Origin of the sequence: Paenibacillus sp. Pae15 (assembly GCF_024519685.1) — a bacterium.
Classification (GTDB): Bacteria; Bacillota; Bacilli; order Paenibacillales; family NBRC-103111; genus Paenibacillus_G; species Paenibacillus_G naphthalenovorans.
Genome location: NZ_JALJRM010000044.1, coordinates 1 through 21,081, shown reverse-complemented (window position 1 = coordinate 21,081; position 21,081 = coordinate 1). Strand labels below are relative to the sequence as shown.

The window sequence follows — 21,081 nt, the reverse complement described above, 5'->3', positions numbered from 1 at the left end:
ATACATATTTTTTGAACAAGGGACTTGCATGTTTTCATAGGTGAGAGGACGGGGGTTAGCCGCCCTCTCCTACTCGATTTGAGGTAAGGGCAGACTTTAAATGTATTGCTCAGTAGTTGCTTTAGGGGTTATAAAAAAGACCCGAACCGGAATTCGAGTCTTTTTAAAATCAATGGCTATATTACTTTGTATAAGGCAAATAGCGATTGACCACGGCTGCCGCTTGAGCGCGTGTAGCTGTGCCTGCAGGATTGAAGGTGTCAGCAGTCATGCCATTTATAATTTTGGCATTCAGCGCCGCTGCAATTTCCTTGTGGGCCCATACGATTTGATCGGAATCTTTAAACTGAGCGAGGAGTTCTTTTTGTGTGTCCGCTGGTACAATGGTAGCCACATCGGCATATGTAAGTGCACGAATGACGATGGCAGCCATCTCTTCACGAGTCACCGGAGCTGCGGGACGGAAGCTGTTATCCTCATAGCCATTGATCAAACCCGCATAGGTTGCGGTTGAAACCGTATCCGCATACCAGTCCGATGCATCCACATCGTTAAAGTACGTACTGGAAGTAACCGAGGTCAGACCCAACGAACGAACCACCAGTGCGGCAAATTCGGCACGCGTAATGCTGCGCTCCGGTTCGAATTGCGTAGGCGTAACTCCATCTACAATCTTTTGTTCAACTAAAGCTTCGATATCCTTCTTGGCCCAATGCGATGACAAATCGTCGAAAGCGGCGAAAGCCAAAACCGGAGATAACATGGATACGATCATCAGCGCCGCAAGAGCTTGAGCGACTTTTTTCATAACAACGGTTTTCATTATTGTAGTAATCCTCCTATATTTTCTATGATTTTTAATAAATTCTACTATATCATTTTTAGGTATGGGTTGAACACCCTAAAATGAAAGAGTTGCACAGAAGTAAGGAGTTTTTGGAGTAAGAATTGATGAAACCGGCTAAGTAAAGAATTCAAGATCGTAGATGATGGTGCGCTGTGCTTGTTTCCTCTTTTGCAAGAAGCAAAGGTGTTATCGGTCAAAGAGTTTATAATCACTGCGTTGGTCGCTTCTGCAATTTTTAGCTCCCAATTAGTTTGATTTGCATCACTGAATTTCCACGAGCAATTCATCTGTCCAAATGCGAAATTTCGATTGCAGTTCGGCATATTTCAAAACTATACTGGCGATTTGTTTGTGAGCGATTTGGGCATAATTCACTGATAATGCCTGTATGAACAGGTGCTAATTTTCATTGTAAGTATTTCAACTTGTTTATGATATACAAACAAAGTATAATAAATTAAGTTTATATTCGGTAAATTATGTAGAATTATGTGTAATTCTGTTTTTTAGGGAGAGAAATTTAATATGCAGCAAGATGAAATTAAAGTATCGCAGCTTGTAATGGCAATTTGGAGAGGTAAGATTTTTATTATTTCATTTGTAATTGCATCTTTATTAATATCAATCATATATTCATACTTAGTTGCCCCTCCAATTTATGAAGCCACCACCTTAGTAACCATCAATCAAGTAAAAAATGAAGAGCAACAACCTAAAGATATGTCTGCTTTAGTAGCACAAATGGAAAGTGACCATACGATCCAAAAATTAAAAAATCAGTTAGAATACACATCAACCGTAAAAAGGCTGAAAAATTCTGTCAATGTTAAACTAGAAAAAGAAAATCTTATTGTAATCAAGGCTAAGAATGATAAATCTAAGATTGCCGTTCAAATTGCAGATTTTATTGCACATGAATTGGCGGCTAATATAGACATCTCTGACAGATTGGACTTGATTGTGGATTATAGAAAGAAAATTATTTCCATTGAGAATGAGCTACAGTCGTTGCAGAAGGAATACGACCAAGCAAACAGTCAATTAGCTAAAATTCCTGAGAAAATAACGGTAAAAAAAGCGTTATCAGAGGATCCGTATCTGCAGTCTATTCTTCAAGAAGAAATGAATCAATCGGGTAAAATTGTTGGTACTATCACTTTTGATTCTGAGGAGGTTAACCCGGTTTTTGTAAATTTAAAAAACAAGGCCAACGAGCAATTAGTCAACATAAGCAAGCTTCAAGCAGAAAAAAGCAATTATGAAATGAGGATTAAAGAAAACCAGGAGGCAATTGAAAAGCTTCAGAATTCACCATACGAACAAAATGTGATACATCGTATAAATGGAGTTCAAGCGGTTGTGATTACCCCCGCTCTTGAACCGACCGAGCCTATTGGACCAAATAAAACGTTAAATATAGTTATAGCATTAATATTGAGCATCCTTGTTTCAGTGTTTATGGTGGTTGTTCGATATATGTGGGAAAGAAGTTTAATTTACGATTCTCCGATTAAAGTTAGCCCAGATGCTTAAGGAGGCATATATGAATAGGCATCAAAGGACCTTTGTGCTTATTTGTTTTGATATACTAATGGTATCTTTTTCTGTATATCTTTCATTTTTATTAAGGTTCGACTTCGATGTTCGACCACCATTTACGACTTTTTTACCTTATGTAATTCTAAGTCAAGTTCTATTAACTATAAGCTGTTTCTTTTATTTTAAAATCTACAAGAGATTATGGCAGTACGCAAGTGTAGGAGATATATTAACTATTATAAAATCTGTTCTAATTGCAACTGCTTTATTTTTTATTTTTCATCATTATATCGTGAAGTATTTTATTCCTGAAATTATTGTTCCTCGAAGTACCTATATTATTTCAGCAATGATCACTATTATGATTATTGGTGGATCCAGGTTTATTTGGAGAATTGTCAGAAGTAGTTATTTAAGCATTCAACCTCATCATAGAAGAGCACTTATTGTAGGTGCCGGCAATACAGGCAGTATGGTTTTAAAAGAATTGAGGCATAAACCTAATTCGGAATATTATCCGGTTGCTTTTGTTGATGATGATCCCCACAAATACATGTTGGAAATTCAAGGGGTTTGCGTTCTAGGTAATAGACACGATATTCCAAGTATTGTCGAGAAGTTGAAAATTGAAGATATTATTATTGCATTACCTTCGGCCACACGAGATGAAATAATAGAAATTCTCGAAATTTGTAAAAAGACAGGTGTAAAAGTAAATATCATACCAAGAATAAATGATTTAATAAATGGAAACTTAAGTATTAGTAGTATTCGAGATGTTAGTGTGGAGGATTTACTTGGTAGAGAACCAGTAAAATTGAACTTAAATGAAATTGCCTCCTATCTTTTTGATAAAGTAGTCCTAGTTACTGGAGCAGGGGGATCTATTGGTTCAGAATTATGCAGACAAATCTCGAGTTTTAGACCAAAGCAGTTATTGTTATTGGGACATGGAGAAAACAGTATATATGAAATCGAACTTGAACTTCGAAAGAAATTTCCCGAGCTATTAATAGAACCAATTATTGCAGACATTCAAGATAAAAACCGATTAAGACAAGTGTTTAGCTATTTCAATCCTGAGGTTATTTTTCATGCTGCAGCACACAAGCATGTCCCTTTAATGGAGAAGAATCCGATGGAAGCCATTAAAAATAATATTCTGGGAACCAAGAATGTAGCTGAATGCGCTCATGAATTTAATGCTTCTAGATTTGTTATGATATCAACTGATAAAGCAGTGAACCCGACAAATGTAATGGGGGCTACGAAAAGAATAGCTGAGTTAATCATCCAATCTCTGGATAAAATAAGTGAAACACAATTCTCCGCAGTTAGATTTGGGAATGTTTTAGGAAGCCGCGGCAGTGTTATCCCTATTTTTAAGAAGCAAATCAAAGAAGGTGGACCCGTTACTATTACTCATCCTGACATGGTTCGTTACTTTATGACAATACCAGAAGCCGTACAATTAGTAATTCAAACTGGAGCATTGGCACGTGGCGGTGAGATATTTATTTTGGATATGGGAAAGCCTGTGAAAATAGCTGACTTAGCCTATGATTTAATTAAACTTTCAGGTCTTGATCCTAACAAAGACATTAAAATCGTATTTACTGGTATCAGACCTGGAGAGAAATTATTTGAAGAGTTGTTGACCAATGAAGAGGGCACTTCTGCAACAAAACATGACCGAATTTATGTTGGCAAACCGTCGAATCTTTCCGCCGATCAGTTCGCTACTATGATGGCGCGGATAGATGAATTATTAAAGAAAGATGGATCTGTTACACCGTCAGAAGTGAAACTTACATTGAGACAGATCTTGCCTTCATATTCCTCTTCAGAGTCACTTAATGAAGCAACAAGAGAAGCATTGAGTGCATCATTAGAAATGGTTGCCACCATTGATCGTAAAGCAAATAAATAAAAAAGGAAAATAATTATGATTAAAAAAAATGTTAAAGAAGAAAAAGGTATTATATACTGGCTGATACTAACGTTTCTTTTGGGATTTATGAGTATCTCACCTTTTTATAAAGCTTTATTCAATGGAAATAGTACGGACTTTGAGGGTCCACTTTTTGGTTCATTTATTTGGGGCGCGATATGTTTATTTCTAATATCGGTATATATTTTCAATAATAAAGAAGCCTTCGCAAACAAAGGCTTTTTTGGTTTGGTGGTAATGATTATACCGCTTAGCTATTGGGTTTCCTTTTTACTAGAACCGGCTTCTTATCATAGTGCTAAGGTTTCTGTTATGATTAGTTTGCTCTATACCATATTTTATTTAGTAGGTCTACTGTTAAGTAGTAGAAGTCAGTATTCTAACATAATTTCGAATATTGTCATGTTTACTGGCTACTTAATTGTATTGTTTGGTATAGTCAATTGGTTTGGTTTTATTAATTATAAAGATGCCGTGTTTAATGAACGAATAACGAGTGTTTTCCAATACCCAAATTCTTACGCTGCATTGCTTCTGGGAATATTATATAGTTCGATTTATTTGATTATTTCATCTAAAAACTTCGTGGTTAAAAGCTTGCATAGTCTCATGGTATTGCCAATTATGATTTCTTTTTTGTTGACTTTTTCTAGGGGCGCACTTTTGGTAGCACCTGTTATATTAATTGGGATATTAATGTTGCTTTCCGTTAGAAAGCAAATCCTTATGCTTGGCTACCTCTTTATATCTGGCCTGGCCTCTCTGTTGATTTTAAATAATTTAACTAGCTATCAAGGTAATCTTGTAAAAAATGGTTTTAATCAACAGGAGTTTTTACAAAGTTTAATGATATTATTGCTAGCCGTGTTTATTAATGCAGCCATTATAATACTTATCGAATGGATAATTTCAAAAAAGCAATGGTTAAACTTTCAGGGAATTAAATACCAACTTATTGTGCCAGGGGCTATAATCTTACTATCTTTTAGTGTATTAATTGGAGTAGACGTAATTAAACCTTTACTTCCTAGTAAATTACAGGAAAGGGTAGATAGCATAAGCTTGAACCAGAGCAGTGCTTTCTCCAGAAACACTTTTTATTCAGATTCATTTGAATTGTCCAAGGATTATCCTTTCTTTGGAACGGGTGGTGGTGGCTGGTCAGCGTTATATGAAAAATATCAGAGTTTTCCATATATAAGTAGGCAGGCTCATAGCTTCTACATGCAGTATATAAATGAAGTAGGATATGTGGGATTTGTTTTTTTTCTTGTATTTATCCTATCCATTATATATTTATATATTCGCTTTTTTCTTAAAAATAATGAATCTGCTGTGTCAAGTTCACTAATCTTTTTTATTGTAGGTATCTCGTTATTAACACATAGTGTGCTCGACTTTGATATGAGTTTTGTATACTTGGGTATCCTCCTTTTTCTATGTTTAGGATGTATGACGGCAGTCTCTGTAGAAGATAGTTTTATTCGCTTACCTTGGTTTGATAAATCGGTGGTATATAGGTATTGCTATGGTTCTTTGCTGGTTATTGGTTCATTCGTTTTGTTATTTGTATCCATCGGTTTTTATAAAGCTAATAATTTGTATGCTCAAACGCTCATTACTTTAAACAATTCTAAGAATTATAACGAAATTTCAAATACGTTAGATAGTGCTCTAGAATTACAACCTTTTCATCCACAATATAATTTATTGAAAATCGATTTATTGACACAATTGTATAATCAAACTAAGGATGAACAATTTTTTGAACAGGCAAAAGAGACAATTAGCAATATTAAGAAAAAGGAAGCTAATAATCCGCTTATCCTACAACGTGAGTTTGCTCAATATTATAACAAAAATGATCTTGACAAAGCATTAAGTACTGCACTTCAAGGAATTGATGCGTCCGTCTGGAATATTGGGTTTTACGAAAAAGCTATTGTGGTTTCTTCTCAATTGTGGGAGAATTCACGACTTAAGAATGATCAACAAGCGATGGCTGTTTATTGGAATCAAGCTTTAAAGCTTTACAATCAAGTACTAGAAAAGGCTAATAATCTTACTCAGCTTCCACAAGGGATAGAAGTGGATAGAGCATTTTATGTAACACCGACAATTGCTTATGAAATTGGGAAAAATTATTATATAATAGGAGATTACCAACAAGCATCACAAATTCTTTATCGTGGCGTTTCAGAAAAATTAGATCAACCAATTCACAAATTCACAGCACGCTGGTATATTGCATCGCTTCTAAAAATGAATACCACTGATCAAAATATGTACCAGAAGTTATTGGAAAAATATCCAGAGGAAAAAGATGAAATCAATAAATTGCTGAGTTCTTCATTTTAATCATGAGGAGGGTGCAAAATAAGTACTATACTAGTTACGGGTGCAACTGGATATATTGGTCAAGCTGTGGTTAAAGCTATTTCAGAAAAATACCGTGTTCTTGCAGTTTCACGTCAAGAGCAACCTATTAAATTGAATAATAATGTAGAATATATACGTATCACAGGTTCATTTGATGAAGTGGAATGGGAACCTATTCTAAATAATGTGGATATTATTATCCATCTAGCTGCCAGAGTTCATGTAATAAATGAGACTTCAAGGGAACCATTGCAGGAGTTTAGACGCGTTAATGTAAAGGGTACTGAGCATTTGGTCAGGTCTGCTGCAATTGCTGGCGTTAAAAGGTTTATATTTATGAGTTCCATAGCCGTTGTTGCAGAACAGAGTACAGTCCCAATAAATGAAGAATCAATGGCAAAGCCAGAAACCCCTTATGGAATCTCAAAATGGGAAGCTGAAAAGCTTGTGCAACAAATTTCTGACGAAAACGCAATGGAGTGGGTTATTCTAAGACCACCAATGGTGTATGGAGCAAAAGCGCCTGGTAACTTCATGCGATTGAGTAATATCATTCGTAAGGGAACTCCTAATCCCTTAGGAGCAATTTACAATAAAAGAAGCTTCATATTTATTGAAAATTTGGTTGATGCTATTGTGCTTTGTACTCAGCACTCAAAGGCAGCGGGAAGTATCTATCATGTTTCTGATGATGAGGCTCTATCAACTACTGAGTTTATTAGACAAATTGCCAAGGCAATGAATGTAAATTTGCTATTAATACCTATACCACAGTCTTTATTAATATTCATGGCAGGCATACTTGGCAAAAAAAATCTTATCAGAAAGCTTACGGAGTCATTAATAATCGATAATTCAAAAATAAAATCGGAATTAGGTTGGAAGCCACCATACACAATCTATAAAGCTTTGAAAAATAGCGTCTGAGTTATTACTACATTATAATATTGAATCGGAGTGTAAGTAATGATAAGTGAAAGGAAAGTCAAATTCGCTATTGTCGGTTGTGGTCACATTGCTAAAAAACATATTGAATCTATTCAAAATTCAGAAATTGCTGAATTAGCCGCTATTTGTGATACCAATCCGGAACGATTAAAGGAATTTTCAGAACAATACAATGTAGAAGGTTTTTCATCCATAGAGGAAATGCTTCAACAAAGGAAGGAAATTGAGGTAGTTAATATATGTACTCCTAGCGGCCTTCATAAACCGTTAGCCATGATAGCAGCTAATTACAAAAAGCATATTGTTGTTGAAAAGCCGATAGCTTTGACTATGGAAGATGCGGAAGCAATTATTGCAGTTTGTAAGGAGAACAACGTTAAACTATCGGTTGTCCATCCAAACAGATTCAGACCAGCAATGCAAATGCTGAAAAATACAATGGCGAATAAATTATTGGGTAAAATAAGTCATGTTAATGCTACCGTTAGATGGAATCGTAACCAGGCTTATTATGATCAAGCGGCGTGGCGGGGAACAAAGCAGTTTGACGGTGGTGTCTTAATGAATCAAGCTATTCATAATTTGGACTTAATGATCTGGTTATTTGGTCCAATAAAGGAAGTTCAAAGTTATACGGCAACACGGCTAAGGCAAATCGAGTCAGAAGATGTTGCAGTGTCTGTAGTTAAGTTTGAAGAAGGATTTTTGGGTGTTATAGAAGCAGCTGTGACCATCTATCCCAAGAATCTTGAGGAATCCATTAGTGTTTTTGGTGAAAAGGGATCTGTTATCATTGGTGGTCCAACAGCGAATTGGGTCAAACATATACAAATTGAGGCCTATAACCAAGAAGAAACAGATTCTTTGGTTAATGGTATCCATAATGACCCGTATGGTATTTCGGGACATTCAATCATCATTAATGACATGGCACACTGCGTTATCAATCCTAATAGATACCCCGTGGTAAGTGGAGAAAATGGGAAAGAAGCATTAAAATTAGTATTGGCCGTTTATGAATCTTCAGAGTTAAATAGACCTGTAACACTATGATAATCTATATAGAACGGAGAAAAAAATATGACTATGACTTTGAAAAGTATACCATTACTTGATCTAAAAGCACAATATGAGTCGCTTCAATCTGAAATTCAAGCTGCTGTGTTGAAGGTTTTGGCGAGCGGTAACTACATTATGGGACCCTATGTTAAGAAGTTTGAAGACGAAGTAGCTAGTTACTGTAATGTGAAGCATGCAATTGGTGTAGCAAACGGAACAGATGCTTTACTACTAACATTAGATGCACTTGGTATTGGTCCAGGTGATGAAGTAATCACCTCTCCATTTACTTTTTTTGCTTCTGCTGAAGTGATTTCTCAAGTGGGAGCCACTCCAGTATTTGTTGATATTGAACCCGACACATATAATATTAATGTAAAGAGCATAGAAACGGCGATTACAAAAAAAACTAAGGCCATTATTCCAGTTCATATTTTTGGACAACCCGCTGATATGGATGAGATAATGAAACTTGCTGAGAAACATGGAATTTATGTCATAGAAGATGCATGCCAAGCAATCGGTTCATTGTATAAAAATAATAAAGTTGGCTCGATAGGTACTGCTGGTTGCTTTTCTTTTTTTCCGACTAAAAATTTAGGAGGATATGGTGATGGTGGAATGATCGTCACGAATGATGATCAACTTGCCCAAAAAATTAGAATACTTAGAGTTCATGGAAGCAATCCGAAATATTATCATTCAATGATTGGCTATAATAGTCGTCTTGATTCGCTCCAAGCAGCTATGTTGAGTGTCAAACTTCCTTATTTGGATAATTGGAATCAAGCCCGGGTAGAAAAAGCAAAAATTTATAATGAAGCACTAGCAGACTTGCCAATACAGCTTCCTTATGTTAAAGAAGATCGTCAATCAATATACCATTTATATATAATCCAAACCAATTATAGAGACGAACTGTTGAAATACTTAAAAGAAAAGGGTGTTTCGTCGGGCGTGTATTATCCTGTCCCCCTTCATAGGCAAAATGTATATTTAGATCTTGGCTATAATATAGGCAGTTTACCTGTCGCTGAAAAGTCGGCATTAGGTACAATGGCACTTCCTTTATATCCTGAACTCTCCATTGGTGACCAGAATTATGTGATTAATATGGTAAGGGACTTTTTCAATCTGAAAAAGGAAGGAAAATAATTTATGGTACAAGCACAATTATCTGATTTAGCAACAAAATTAATTAATAAATTTCAGAAAAAAGAAGCTATTATTGGTGTAGTTGGATTAGGCTATGTTGGCTTGCCATTAGCGGTTGAAAAGGCAAAGGCAGGTTTTAAAGTTATTGGATTTGACGTACAAGCTCAAAAAGTGGATTTGGTTAATAAAGGAATTAATTATATTGGTGATGTAGTTGATAATGATTTAAAGCAAATCGTCAGTGAACAAAGATTGAAAGCTACATTAGACTATTCATTCATCAATGAAGTTGATGCTGTTGCTATTTGTGTACCTACTCCGTTAGATATTTACCAGCAGCCTGATACAAGCTATGTTGAGAATTCTGCGAGAGAAATCGCAAAATATCTGCACCCAGGAATGCTCGTCGTACTGGAAAGTACTACTTATCCGGGGACTACAGAAGAATTGGTTAAGCCCATTCTAGAGGAAACCGGGCTAGTGTGCGGTGTTGATTTCTTTTTGGCATATTCTCCTGAAAGAGTTGACCCAGGGAATAAGTCGTTCAATACGAAAAACACTCCAAAAGTTGTAGGGGGAATAACAGACTTTTGTACTAAGGTAGCCGCAACGATGTACTCATCGGTGCTTGAGAGTGAAGTCCATCAAGTATCCAGTCCAGCCATTGCTGAAATGGAAAAAATTTATGAAAATACATTTAGACATATTAACATAGCTCTTGCAAATGAAATGGCTATTTTGTGCGATCGGATGGGAATTAATGTATGGGAAGTAATTGATGCAGCTAAAACCAAACCATATGGATTTATGGCTTTCTATCCAGGACCTGGATTAGGAGGACATTGTATACCTATCGATCCGTTCTATCTTACATGGAAAGCAAGAGAATATAATTATCATACACGTCTAATTGAGTTGGCCGGTGAAATAAATAATAGTATGCCAGAATTTGTTGTTAATAAAGCCGCGGATATATTAAATGAATTTTCAAAGCCACTTAGGGGAGCTAATATTCATTTAATAGGTGTAGCCTACAAAAAAGACATTGATGATATTCGGGAATCACCAGTACTTCACATCATTGATATTTTAGAGTCTAAAGGAGCTATTGTTTCTTATACTGACCCACATATACCTACATTTAAAAGAAATGGGAAAGCATACGAATCTAGTGTTTTAATAAAAGAAATGCTCTCAAAAGCAGATTTAACGTTGATTACTACTGATCATTCTAGTATCGATTATCAACTTGTAGCCGATCACTCAAACGCAATCTTAGATACAAGAAATGCTTTAGTCAATATAAAAAATAAAAAGAATTATTATTTGCTATAAATGTAGAAGGTGAATAATCTGATGTCAGTGTTATCCAAGTTCACAAATAAGCTTCAGGATCGATTTCTTCGAAATGTAATTACGCTTATGACCGGGACAACACTGGCTCAGGTTATTGGGTTTATCACGATTCCGATTATTACTAGACTCTATTCGCCAGAACAATTTGGTAGTTACCAAAATTTTACGACACTTATTTCTGTTATTATGGTAATCGCGTGTTTAAGGTATGAGCAGGCTATTGTTCTACCAGAACAAAAGAAGGATGCATACCATCTCTTTGTCCTGTCGTTAATAATGACATTCATCACAAGTGCAGTAGTACTTTTATTATGTATTATCTTTAAAGTAATTTTAATAAGCTTTTTTAAGATAACTAATATATCTTTGATAATACCAGTTTCATTGTTTTTTATAGGAGTTTTTCAAGCTCTGAATTATTGGTTTATACGAACCCAATTTTTCAAAGTACTAGCTTTTTCAAAACTTATTCAAATAACTTCAACGGTAATTTTGCAAATTATATTTGTTTTTGTAGGAACAACGGAATCTGGATTAATTTATGGTTTTATATTAGGACAAATTATTGTTACGATATTACTGTATGTGCAGCAAAAGCTGAATATTCAGAAAGAATTCTATTTTTCATCCATATCAGTACATGGTTTAATTAACCAAGCAAAAAAATATAAGAAGTTCCCACTAGTAAATGCAGCAACTTCTCTGATAGATAATCTCGCAGCTGCTCTGCCTACATTTTTCTTTACTATTTTTTTTGGAAACTCCATAACTGGTCAATTCGGACTTGCTTATCGAGTGATTAATCTACCGATTTCATTGATAGGAACCTCTATAGCGCAAGTTTTTTTACCTAAAATAGCTGAGATAGTTCAAACACAAGGGGATATTTATCCAATTGTTTTGCAAGCCATTAAAAGAATGGCTATAATTTCATTGACAATATTATTAGTGCTTCAATTGTCTCCTTGGTTATTCAAATTAGCTTTTGGTGATGGTTGGGAACTAGCGGGGACCATAGCGCAAATTATGTCAATTGCTATAGCATTAAGGTTTGTTGTTTCACCATTAAGTAGCGTTTTAATTATTTGCGATAAGCAAGGAATTTTAGCATTATGGCAACTAATGTACATGTTAAGTACCACTATTGCAATGTTGGTTAGCCTTATGTTTCAAAGTGTATTGATGACTGTAGTATGTTTAGTTATTAGTGACGTTGGTTTATATGGTATATATTTATACCTAATTATTCGTACTTCAAAACAAACACAATTCAGGACAAAGGTATTGGGAGAGTAATCATGAACCAGTTGCTAAAAAGAGTATCTGTATTAATTGGTGTACTTATGTACATTGTCTTGTTAAACTGGTCATATATAAATATTATTTCCCCAGCATATAAGTATATGGGGTTTTTCTATGAAGAGCCACCGTTACTTAATTTATGTATGGCTTATATATTAATGATGCTACCTTCTTTGCTAATGCCTTATTCATTAAAGAGACCGTCATTGATTGTATATTGGTTGTTATATATGATCGTGTTTATGCCATCTATTTTAATACCATTATTCGCAATAAAGATGGATTATAATTATTTGCTCTTGATGCAATTAATTTTAACAATGATTTTCAGCGGATTAAGCTTAATTTATAAATTGCCTTTATTAAAAATCAGAAAGGTTAGTATTAAATCAATATATTTTTGGCCTATTATATTAATTATTGGGTTACTATTTAATGCTTATATTATTTCAGTATTTGGATTTAATTTGCGTTATTTATCGTTCAACGAAGTATATGAAACTAGGACAGATTATATTAATACGATATCTTATGCAAGTGGTATCTTACCTTACATTATTGGATGGCAAGCAAATATTCTTAACCCTTTATTTATGATTCAAGGGTTAGTAGTAAGAAACTATAGCTTTTTCTTGGTAGGATTATTAGGGCAGTTAATGATCTATTCAATAAGTGGTTTTAAAAGTGTTTTTTTCTCGATTGCATTAGTTATTGCTATATATATAATTACTCGGTTCTTCAATAAAGATAGAGGTGCGGCGGTCTTCTTGTGGGGAGGAGCCTTTTGTTTATTATTAACGATATTTTCTCATACGGTTCTGAATTCGAATATCTTGTCTTCTTTGTTATTGCAAAGAACAATTACAATGCCAGGATTATTAACAGGCCAGTATTACCAATTTTTTACCGAAAATGCTAAGGCTTTACTCGGTCATAGTATTTTTAAAACTATTGTTGAGTATCCGTATTCCGTCCAACCACCCTTTCTCATAGGGGAATTTTTTTATAATAGTCCTACTACAGAGGCAAATGCAAATGTATGGGCGGACGCATTTGCTAATTTTGGCTTCGGTGGTATGATTATTTATAGTTTGTTATTTGCAGTTATCTTATGGATCTATGATAGCATCTCAAAAGATTTAGATTTTAACATAGCATGTATGATGTTAGGTGTTCCCGCACTCACATTAGCTAACTCTTCACTCCTTACATCATTACTTTCACATGGAATTGCGCTTTGTTTTTTAATTATATATTTGATTCCCAGAAGCGATATTACAGAATCAAAACTAACTTTAAAACGCATCATAAATCAATTTTACAAATTAATTTGCATTATTAGGGCTTTAGTAAAAAAAAATATCATCAACTAAGGGAGATTTATATGTGTGGTATTGCAGGAATTATTAACAAGGATGGAAATCACGTGAAATCATCTTTAATAAAAGAAATAACCGATATTGTTACTCATCGTGGTCCGGATGGTGCGGGTTATTATTGTGAAGATAATTTTGCTTTCGGTCATCGAAGATTGGCTATTTTGGATTTGTCTGGAGAAGGTCACCAGCCGATGCATTACTTAAACGGCGAATATACTATCACTTTTAATGGGGAAATTTATAATTTTATTGAAATTAGAGATGAATTACGCAAATATGGATTCGAATTTAAGTCAAATTCGGATACAGAAGTAATATTAGCCGCATACAAGCATTGGGGTAAAGAATGTGTGAATCAGTTTAATGGCATGTGGGCTTTTGCGTTATATGATAAAACGAATAAGATTATTTTCTGTTCGCGTGATCGTTATGGAGTAAAACCATTCTATTACTATAATGATAACCAAATTTTCGTATTTGGTTCTGAAATTAAGCAGCTAATTAGTTTTCTGCCTCAGCGAAGGGTTAATAAACAAATTTTATTGGATTTTATTATTTCAAATTATTCAGATCATAAAAATGAAACCTTCTTCCAAAATATTTTGAAATTACCCGCGGCTCATAATTTAGTGTACGATTTAAAATCAAATAGTATTGATGTTTACCGTTACTACTCAATTGAAAAATCAAATCGAATCGCAAGTCTTTCTTATGAGTCTGCCGAGAAGGAATATGGGGATACTTTAAAAGACGGTATTGCTTTAAGATTACGCTCTGATGTTAAAGTAGGTACTTGCTTAAGCGGAGGACTAGATAGTTCAAGTGTGGCAACTATAGCTGCGACTTTATATAAAGAAAATAGTGATATTCCTTTTTCAGCAATAACGGCTGTTAGTACGCAGTCCAACAATGATGAGTCAGGCTTTGCGAAAATTGTAGCAGAACATTGTGGAATGAATTGGATTCAGGTTAAACCATCATATGAAGATTTCGTAGAGAGTTTGGATCACCTTGTTTATTCACAAGAAGAACCATTCGGTAGCCCATCACTGACGATGCAGTACTTTGTTATGAAGGCTGCGAGAGAGAATGGAATAACAGTATTACTAGACGGTCAAGGAGGGGATGAGACGCTTCTTGGTTATGAGAAATATTATGCCGCCTACTACACATCTATTTTCAAAAAAGAGGGTTTCGTAGCGGCATTAAAGGGGATTATACAATCATCACAGAATAATAGTAAAATGAGTCTGAAAACTATTTTAATGTACTTAATAGGAGGACTTTCTGCAAGGTTACGTTTTAAATATTATGCTTGGAGACATCGTTATTTAAAAGAATTTCCACATCAAATTCCCCAGCACATGAAAGATTTTTCGAAGGCTTGTTTAAATGAGTTTGAGTTACAAGAGTTAGAGATTAGAAGCTCTAATTTGCCTATTTTACTTCGATATGAAGATAAGAATTCTATGGCGCATTCCATTGAAACGCGTCTGCCTTTCATAGATTACAGGACCTTGGGAATTGCTTTATCCTTACCGGGCCAATATAAGATGCATCAAGGATGGACAAAATATATACTTAGAAAAATCATGGACAAACATATGCCTGATGAGATTGTATGGCGCAAAAATAAATTTGGTTTTGAAGCACCTGAAAATCAATGGTTGAGAAAGCATAAGAAGAATATGATGGAACAAATTAAAACTTCTAAAATATTGAATTATCTTTGTGATATGGCAAAGTTAATTAAAATTTTTGATAAGCTTGATATGAGAACCCAATGGAGATTATACAGTGTTGCTCTATGGGAAAAAAAATTTGAGGTAGAAATTTAAATGAAAGTATGTCACTTTACCTCAGTACATTCACCGTTAGATGTAAGAATCTATCTAAAAGAGTGTGTATCTTTAGCGAAAGCAGGATTCGAAACTCATTTAGTTGTTACGGGTTATAAAAATGTAGAGTCTCAAGGTGTTCATATACACTCCGTTGAAAAGAAAGCTTCCAGATTAAAGCGTATGCTTATTACATCTTGGAGAGTTTATAGGCAAGCTAAAAAACTAGAAGCATCTGTTTATCATTTTCACGATCCGGAACTGTTACCTTACGCATTATTATTAAGCCTTCAAGGCAAGCATGTTATTTATGACGTACATGAGGATGTCCCCCGAGACATCATGTCCAAGGAATGGATACCTAAACCTATTAGAAAAGCGGTTGCATTCATAGCAGAAACTATTGAAAATTTTATTGCCAAACGGTGTGTTGTTATTGGAGCAACTCCTGCCATAACCGCACGTTTTCAAAAGCTTGGTTGCAAAGCTGTGAATGTCAATAATTATCCTATACTAAGTGAATTATTTCCAACTATTCAAGAATGGTCCATTAAATGTAAACAAGTTTGTTATGTAGGCGGTATTAATCAAGTTAGAGGAATTGACCAAATGGTTGAAGCTGCTTATGAAGCCGGCGTTAGACTGGTTTTGGCTGGGTTGTTTACGAATGATGAACACAGAAAGCAGCTTAGCCAATCACCAAAATGGAATAACGTGAAAGAGCTAGGTCAAATCGATAGACAAGGGATAAAAGAATTATATGATGACAGCATCGCAGGGTTGGTTGTGCTGCAGCCGATTGATTCATTCAAGGAGTCTTTACCGATTAAAATGTTTGAGTATATGTCAGCTGGGATACCGGTTATTGCATCCGATTTTAAGTTATGGAAGACAATAATTGAAGGCAATCATTGTGGAATATGCGTTGATCCCTCTGACGTGAAGGCTATTGCGGATGCTATTAATTGGTTTAAAGAACATCCCAAAGAAGCGGAGCAAATGGGTAAAAATGGACGTTTAGCGATAGAGCAACAATACAATTGGGAAATTGAAAGTAAAAAACTAATTGAGCTTTACAAGGGGCTTGAAAATGAAAATTTGGATTTTTAATCACTATGCAATAGCTCCCGGTACAAGCGGGATAACAAGACATTATGATTTGGCTAAAGAGCTAGTGAAATTAGGATGTGATGTGACGATTTTTGCATCATCCTTTGATCATCAAATGAGAAAAGAAATTCATATCTACGACGATAAAACTAATGCACTCACTGAAGAATATTCAGGTGTACGTTTTGTTTGGGTAAAAACTCCGCCATACCAAAAAAATGATTTTCGCAGAGTTAAAAATATGATAGCCTATACAATCAGAGCTTATCGTGAGGCAATGAACTCTGATGTTAGACCTGACGTTTGCATAGGATCGCTTATGCATCCATTGGCTGCTTTATTAGGTTATTTTGTAGCATCAAAGAAAAAAAGTAAGTATTTTTTTGAAGAACGTGATTTATGGCCTCAATCTTTAATCGACTTAGGCAAGGTATCAGAAAAGAACCCCATCGTATGGCTTTTGAGTAAACTAGAGATGTTTCTTTTTAGAAAAGCGGACAAAATTGTGATTTTATTTGACAAAGCTAAAGGCTATATTGAACAAAAGGGTATTGATTCTAAAAAAATTATTTATCTGCCTAATGGTGCGGATATAGAAAGATATGGAAATGATATTGAACCAGTTGAGCTTACAGATGAACTTAATCAAACTTTCTCTAGTTTAAAAGGGAAGTTTATTGCAGTTTATACCGGAACAATAGGTGTAGCTAACAATTTAGATGCCGTATTGGATGCAGCATCAATTCTGAAAAACCAAGGATTTAACGAAATACATTTTTTGTTGATCGGTAATGGGGCGGAAAAATCCAGGCTTGAAAAAAGAAAAGTGAATGAAGAACTGGATAATGTAACATTCCTACCACCGGTAAGAAAAGAAATAATACCAACTATCTTAAGTAAAGTCAATGTTGGCTTGCTGCCGCTACAGGACTCACCAATTTTTAAATGGGGAATCAGTCCAAATAAAATGTTTGATTATATGGCAGCTTCAATACCAACGATTTTGTTATGTGACTTAGAAGGAACTCCTTTGGAGAAAGCTGAAGGAGGAAGCATTATTAAAAATAATTTTGGTGATAATCTTGCAAAACAATTAATTTTTTATGCATCTGACAAAGAGCATACAAAATTGGTAGGAATAAAGGCAAGAAGATATGTAGAAAAGCACCATACATGGAGTAAACTTTCTAAGGACTTTTATCAAGTTATCAAAGAAAATATAACCTGAATCCGTTAATTGGAGAGAAAAATATGAAAAAAATTCTTACGGTTGTTGGAGCACGTCCACAATTTGTTAAGGTCGCGGCTGTATCTAGAAAACTTAGAAATTCTTTTCATGAAGTTATGGTCGATACAGGACAGCACTATGATTATAAAATGGCAGGTGTTTTTTTCGATGAACTTGATATTCCCAAACCGGATTACTCCTTAAATGTAGGTTCTGGCAGTCATGGTTTACAGACAGGGAATATGATGGTTAAAATTGAAGAAGTTGTTTTTAAGGAAAAGCCTGATGCAGTTCTTGTATATGGCGATACAAACTCAACTCTTGCAGGTTCTCTTGTAGCGTCTAAGCTTCATGTTCCATTATTTCATGTTGAAGCCGGGCTTAGAAGCTATAACAAGAGGATGCCAGAAGAGATTAATCGTGTATTAACTGACCACATCTCATCTTTACTTTTTACTCCAACGGAAACAGCTAGTTTAAATCTAGCAAAAGAAGGAATAGTGCACAATGTTCATTTGGTTGGAGATGTAATGTTTGATGCAGTTAATTATTATTGGAGCCAATCGGAAAAAAAGTATGATCTAAATTCCTTCTCTTTAAAAGATAAGGATTACTATTTGGCTACTATTCACCGTGCTGAAAATACAAATAATATAGCAATATTAACAGCTATTATTAAATCATTAATTGATTTGAATGAATCAGTGATTTTACCTCTTCATCCACGAACACAACAGAAGATAAATGACTCCGCATTAAGGGGAGTACTTGCTCAGCAGTCAAACGTGAAAATAATTGATCCAGTGTCATATCTGGAAATGATATTACTTGAGAAGCATGCAAAAGCCATCATAACAGACTCCGGAGGAGTACAAAAAGAAGCTTATTTTGCCAAAGTACCATGCTTTACACTAAGGTCAGAAACAGAATGGGTCGAAACAGTAGAATCAGGATGGAATGTATTGGTCGATCCAATGAATCAGTCATTAAAGCAAGTGATCGAAATGTATAATGTTCCAAGTCAGCATATGATGCTGTATGGCGACGGTAATGCTGCACAAAAGATTGTTGATCAAATCGAATTATGGTTTAAAAGCAGGTGAGATGATTGTATTTAGCAATTAAAAGACTAATTGATATTGTGCTATCCTTACTTGCAAGTTTAATTTTTTTGCCAATATTTATTATTATTGCAATATTAATAAAGTTGGATTCTAAAGGCCCTATTTTCTTCAAACAAAAAAGAGCAGGGAAGAATGGATCCTTGTTCTATATATATAAATTTAGAAGTATGAAGGTCGATACTCCTAATTTAGCAACAGATAAGCTAAATAATCCGGAAGAATACATTACAAATTTGGGGAAATTTATTAGGAAAACCAGTTTAGATGAACTTCCTCAGTTAATTAATATTTTAAAAGGTGATATGTCTATTGTTGGTCCTAGACCGGCATTATATAATCAGTATGAATTAATTGAGGCAAGGCACCAGAAGGGGATTAATTGTATTAGACCTGGTCTTACAGGGTATGCTCAGATTATGGGAAGAGATTTTATTTCTGATGATCAAAAGGTTGAATATGATAAGTATTATTTGGATCACATGTCCTTGTTATTAGATTTAAAAATACTATTCTTAACTTTCTCTAAAGTGATTAAGGCGGAGAATGTAAGAGGATAAATTAGTCTTAAAATACCCTCAAAGGAATGAGATCATGTCAAACGTTGAAATGGGAAGAAATGTGGTTATTGGTGAAGGGGTAACTTTTGGGGAGAATGTAACAATCGGGCATAATGTTGTTATTTATGATGGTAGCACTATTGGAAGTGATGTAACTATACATGACAATTGTGTTATTGGCAAACAACCAATGAGAGCAAAAAATTCGGCGTTGAAAACTCCACTTAAAAAACAAAGTCCGTCAATTATCGGAGACGGATGTACGATTGGGACCTCATCTGTTGTTTATGCAGGAACCGTTCTCTCTAATGACGTATTTGTTGCAGACTTGGCGACAATTCGTGAGAGAGTGAGCATTGGGGAAAAAACAATCATAGGCCGTGGTGTTGCGATAGAAAACGATTGTACAATCGGTGCTAAGTGTAAGTTAGAAACCAATAGTTATATTACGGCTTACTCCGAATTAGGAGACTATGTATTTGTTGCACCTTGTGTAGTTACTACGAATGATAATTACATGGCTAGAACTAAAGAACGATTTGACAAATTCAAAGGTGTCACCATTAAAACAGGAGGAAGGGTAGGAGCAAATGCTACAATACTTCCAGGAAGAGTTATCGAAGAAGATGGGGCTGTTGCAGCCGGTAGTGTAGTTACAAAAGACGTAAGAAGTAAAGAAATTGTTGTAGGTTCTCCAGCTAAAAAGCTTCGAGAAGTTCCTAAGGAACAGCTTCTCGAGAATCAATAATAAGTAAGTCAAAATATATTTTACAGATTCGATTTGGAGAACGTCCATCATATATAAAAATATACCCTCGATTTTTATCGGAGGGAATATTTTTATTACATTATTATAATTGTACCTTTTTTTAATTCATGCAAAAACTCTTTTGATTGAGCGTTTTGCATAATTCTGTTTCTGAGAAGAAGTTAAACCATTTTTACTGCCGTTAAGGGGTAATTCCACCAATGGTATTTTACGGATAAAGAAATGGACAGACTTGCAGAATTTTAGAACAGCTTGTTTTTTTAAGCGGCAGCCCGTTCCGAATGATGAGCAACGGGGAGCGCAGATGCAAGCAGAACAATAGCATTCAAATACTGATGAGTTGTGAATTTCTGAATGCCCCGGACGTGTGCGGCGTCTGCCGTCAAATAGGTTTTCAATCGGGAGTTGCAGCGTTCTACGCTGGTGCGCGTTGTGGGTCTGTCAATAATTTTGTGTAAACTCATGTATAAAGGAATCTCCCCTAGGGGGAGATTGGCCCCTTACGGCAAGTGCTGCCCGATTCGATCCGGAAAGAAAACG

Annotated in this window: 16 protein-coding genes and 1 pseudogene; 15 read left to right on the top strand and 2 right to left on the bottom strand. The window is 35.0% G+C overall.

What is annotated here, in order from left to right; genetic code table 11:
* Nucleotides 1-181: 181 nt before the first annotated feature.
* Nucleotides 182-823, bottom strand: a complete 642-nt coding sequence (locus NR121_RS23695) for an S-layer homology domain-containing protein (protein WP_054819918.1) — start codon at nt 821-823, stop codon at nt 182-184.
* Nucleotides 824-1,372: 549 nt separating this feature from the next.
* Between NR121_RS23695 and NR121_RS23690 the strand changes: the two genes are divergently transcribed.
* From NR121_RS23690 to NR121_RS23620, 15 genes are read left to right on the top strand one after another with little or no spacing between them, the layout of a single operon-like run.
* The gene (locus NR121_RS23690) at nt 1,373-2,380 is read left to right on the top strand and encodes a Wzz/FepE/Etk N-terminal domain-containing protein (RefSeq protein WP_062409907.1); all 1,008 of its coding nucleotides are present in this window, start codon (nt 1,373-1,375) and stop codon (nt 2,378-2,380) included.
* A 10-nt stretch (nt 2,381-2,390) separates the two neighbouring features.
* Nucleotides 2,391-4,316 carry a polysaccharide biosynthesis protein gene (locus tag NR121_RS23685; RefSeq protein ID WP_074730073.1) on the top strand — a complete coding sequence of 642 codons (1,926 nt, stop codon included), beginning with the start codon at nt 2,391-2,393 and terminating at the stop codon, nt 4,314-4,316.
* 15 nt (nt 4,317-4,331) lie between these two features.
* Entirely contained in the window at nt 4,332-6,695 is a 2,364-nt protein-coding gene (locus tag NR121_RS23680; RefSeq protein ID WP_062409906.1) for an O-antigen ligase family protein, read from the top strand.
* An 18-nt stretch (nt 6,696-6,713) separates the two neighbouring features.
* Complete coding sequence (locus NR121_RS23675; protein ID WP_074730071.1) at nt 6,714-7,643, top strand: NAD-dependent epimerase/dehydratase family protein; 930 nt, start codon at nt 6,714-6,716, stop codon at nt 7,641-7,643.
* A 39-nt stretch (nt 7,644-7,682) separates the two neighbouring features.
* On the top strand, nt 7,683-8,717 hold the full coding sequence (locus NR121_RS23670) for a Gfo/Idh/MocA family protein (RefSeq protein ID WP_062409905.1): 1,035 nt from the start codon (nt 7,683-7,685) through the stop codon (nt 8,715-8,717).
* A gap of 27 nt (nt 8,718-8,744) precedes the next feature.
* Nucleotides 8,745-9,878: a DegT/DnrJ/EryC1/StrS family aminotransferase gene (locus tag NR121_RS23665; RefSeq protein WP_054819927.1), complete on the top strand. Its 1,134-nt coding sequence runs from the start codon at nt 8,745-8,747 to the stop codon at nt 9,876-9,878.
* Nucleotides 9,879-9,881: 3 nt separating this feature from the next.
* Nucleotides 9,882-11,213: a nucleotide sugar dehydrogenase gene (locus tag NR121_RS23660; protein ID WP_074730070.1), complete on the top strand. Its 1,332-nt coding sequence runs from the start codon at nt 9,882-9,884 to the stop codon at nt 11,211-11,213.
* Nucleotides 11,214-11,234: 21 nt separating this feature from the next.
* On the top strand, nt 11,235-12,530 hold the full coding sequence (locus NR121_RS23655) for an oligosaccharide flippase family protein (RefSeq protein WP_062409903.1): 1,296 nt from the start codon (nt 11,235-11,237) through the stop codon (nt 12,528-12,530).
* 2 nt (nt 12,531-12,532) lie between these two features.
* Entirely contained in the window at nt 12,533-13,909 is a 1,377-nt protein-coding gene (locus NR121_RS23650) for an oligosaccharide repeat unit polymerase (RefSeq protein ID WP_062409902.1), read from the top strand.
* An 11-nt stretch (nt 13,910-13,920) separates the two neighbouring features.
* On the top strand, nt 13,921-15,753 hold the full coding sequence (asnB, locus tag NR121_RS23645; RefSeq protein WP_062409901.1) for an asparagine synthase (glutamine-hydrolyzing): 1,833 nt from the start codon (nt 13,921-13,923) through the stop codon (nt 15,751-15,753).
* Nucleotides 15,754-16,863 carry a glycosyltransferase family 4 protein gene (locus tag NR121_RS23640; RefSeq protein ID WP_062409900.1) on the top strand — a complete coding sequence of 370 codons (1,110 nt, stop codon included), beginning with the start codon at nt 15,754-15,756 and terminating at the stop codon, nt 16,861-16,863.
* Nucleotides 16,844-18,091 (top strand): glycosyltransferase family 4 protein, encoded by a 1,248-nt coding sequence (locus NR121_RS23635; protein WP_256832026.1) that lies wholly within the window; start codon nt 16,844-16,846, stop codon nt 18,089-18,091. Before NR121_RS23640 ends, NR121_RS23635 begins: the two co-directional genes overlap by 20 nt.
* A 23-nt stretch (nt 18,092-18,114) precedes the next feature.
* Nucleotides 18,115-19,194, top strand: a complete 1,080-nt coding sequence (wecB, locus tag NR121_RS23630; RefSeq protein WP_062409898.1) for a non-hydrolyzing UDP-N-acetylglucosamine 2-epimerase — start codon at nt 18,115-18,117, stop codon at nt 19,192-19,194.
* A 17-nt stretch (nt 19,195-19,211) separates the two neighbouring features.
* Nucleotides 19,212-19,772, top strand: a complete 561-nt coding sequence (locus NR121_RS23625; RefSeq protein WP_062411057.1) for a sugar transferase — start codon at nt 19,212-19,214, stop codon at nt 19,770-19,772.
* A gap of 34 nt (nt 19,773-19,806) precedes the next feature.
* Nucleotides 19,807-20,520: an N-acetyltransferase gene (locus tag NR121_RS23620; RefSeq protein WP_256832025.1), complete on the top strand. Its 714-nt coding sequence runs from the start codon at nt 19,807-19,809 to the stop codon at nt 20,518-20,520.
* Nucleotides 20,521-20,801: 281 nt separating this feature from the next.
* On the opposite strand, the pseudogene NR121_RS23615 reads toward NR121_RS23620, so the two are convergent.
* A pseudogene (locus tag NR121_RS23615) lies at nt 20,802-20,969 on the bottom strand (transposase); the annotation flags it as partial.
* Nucleotides 20,970-21,081: the final 112 nt, after the last annotated feature.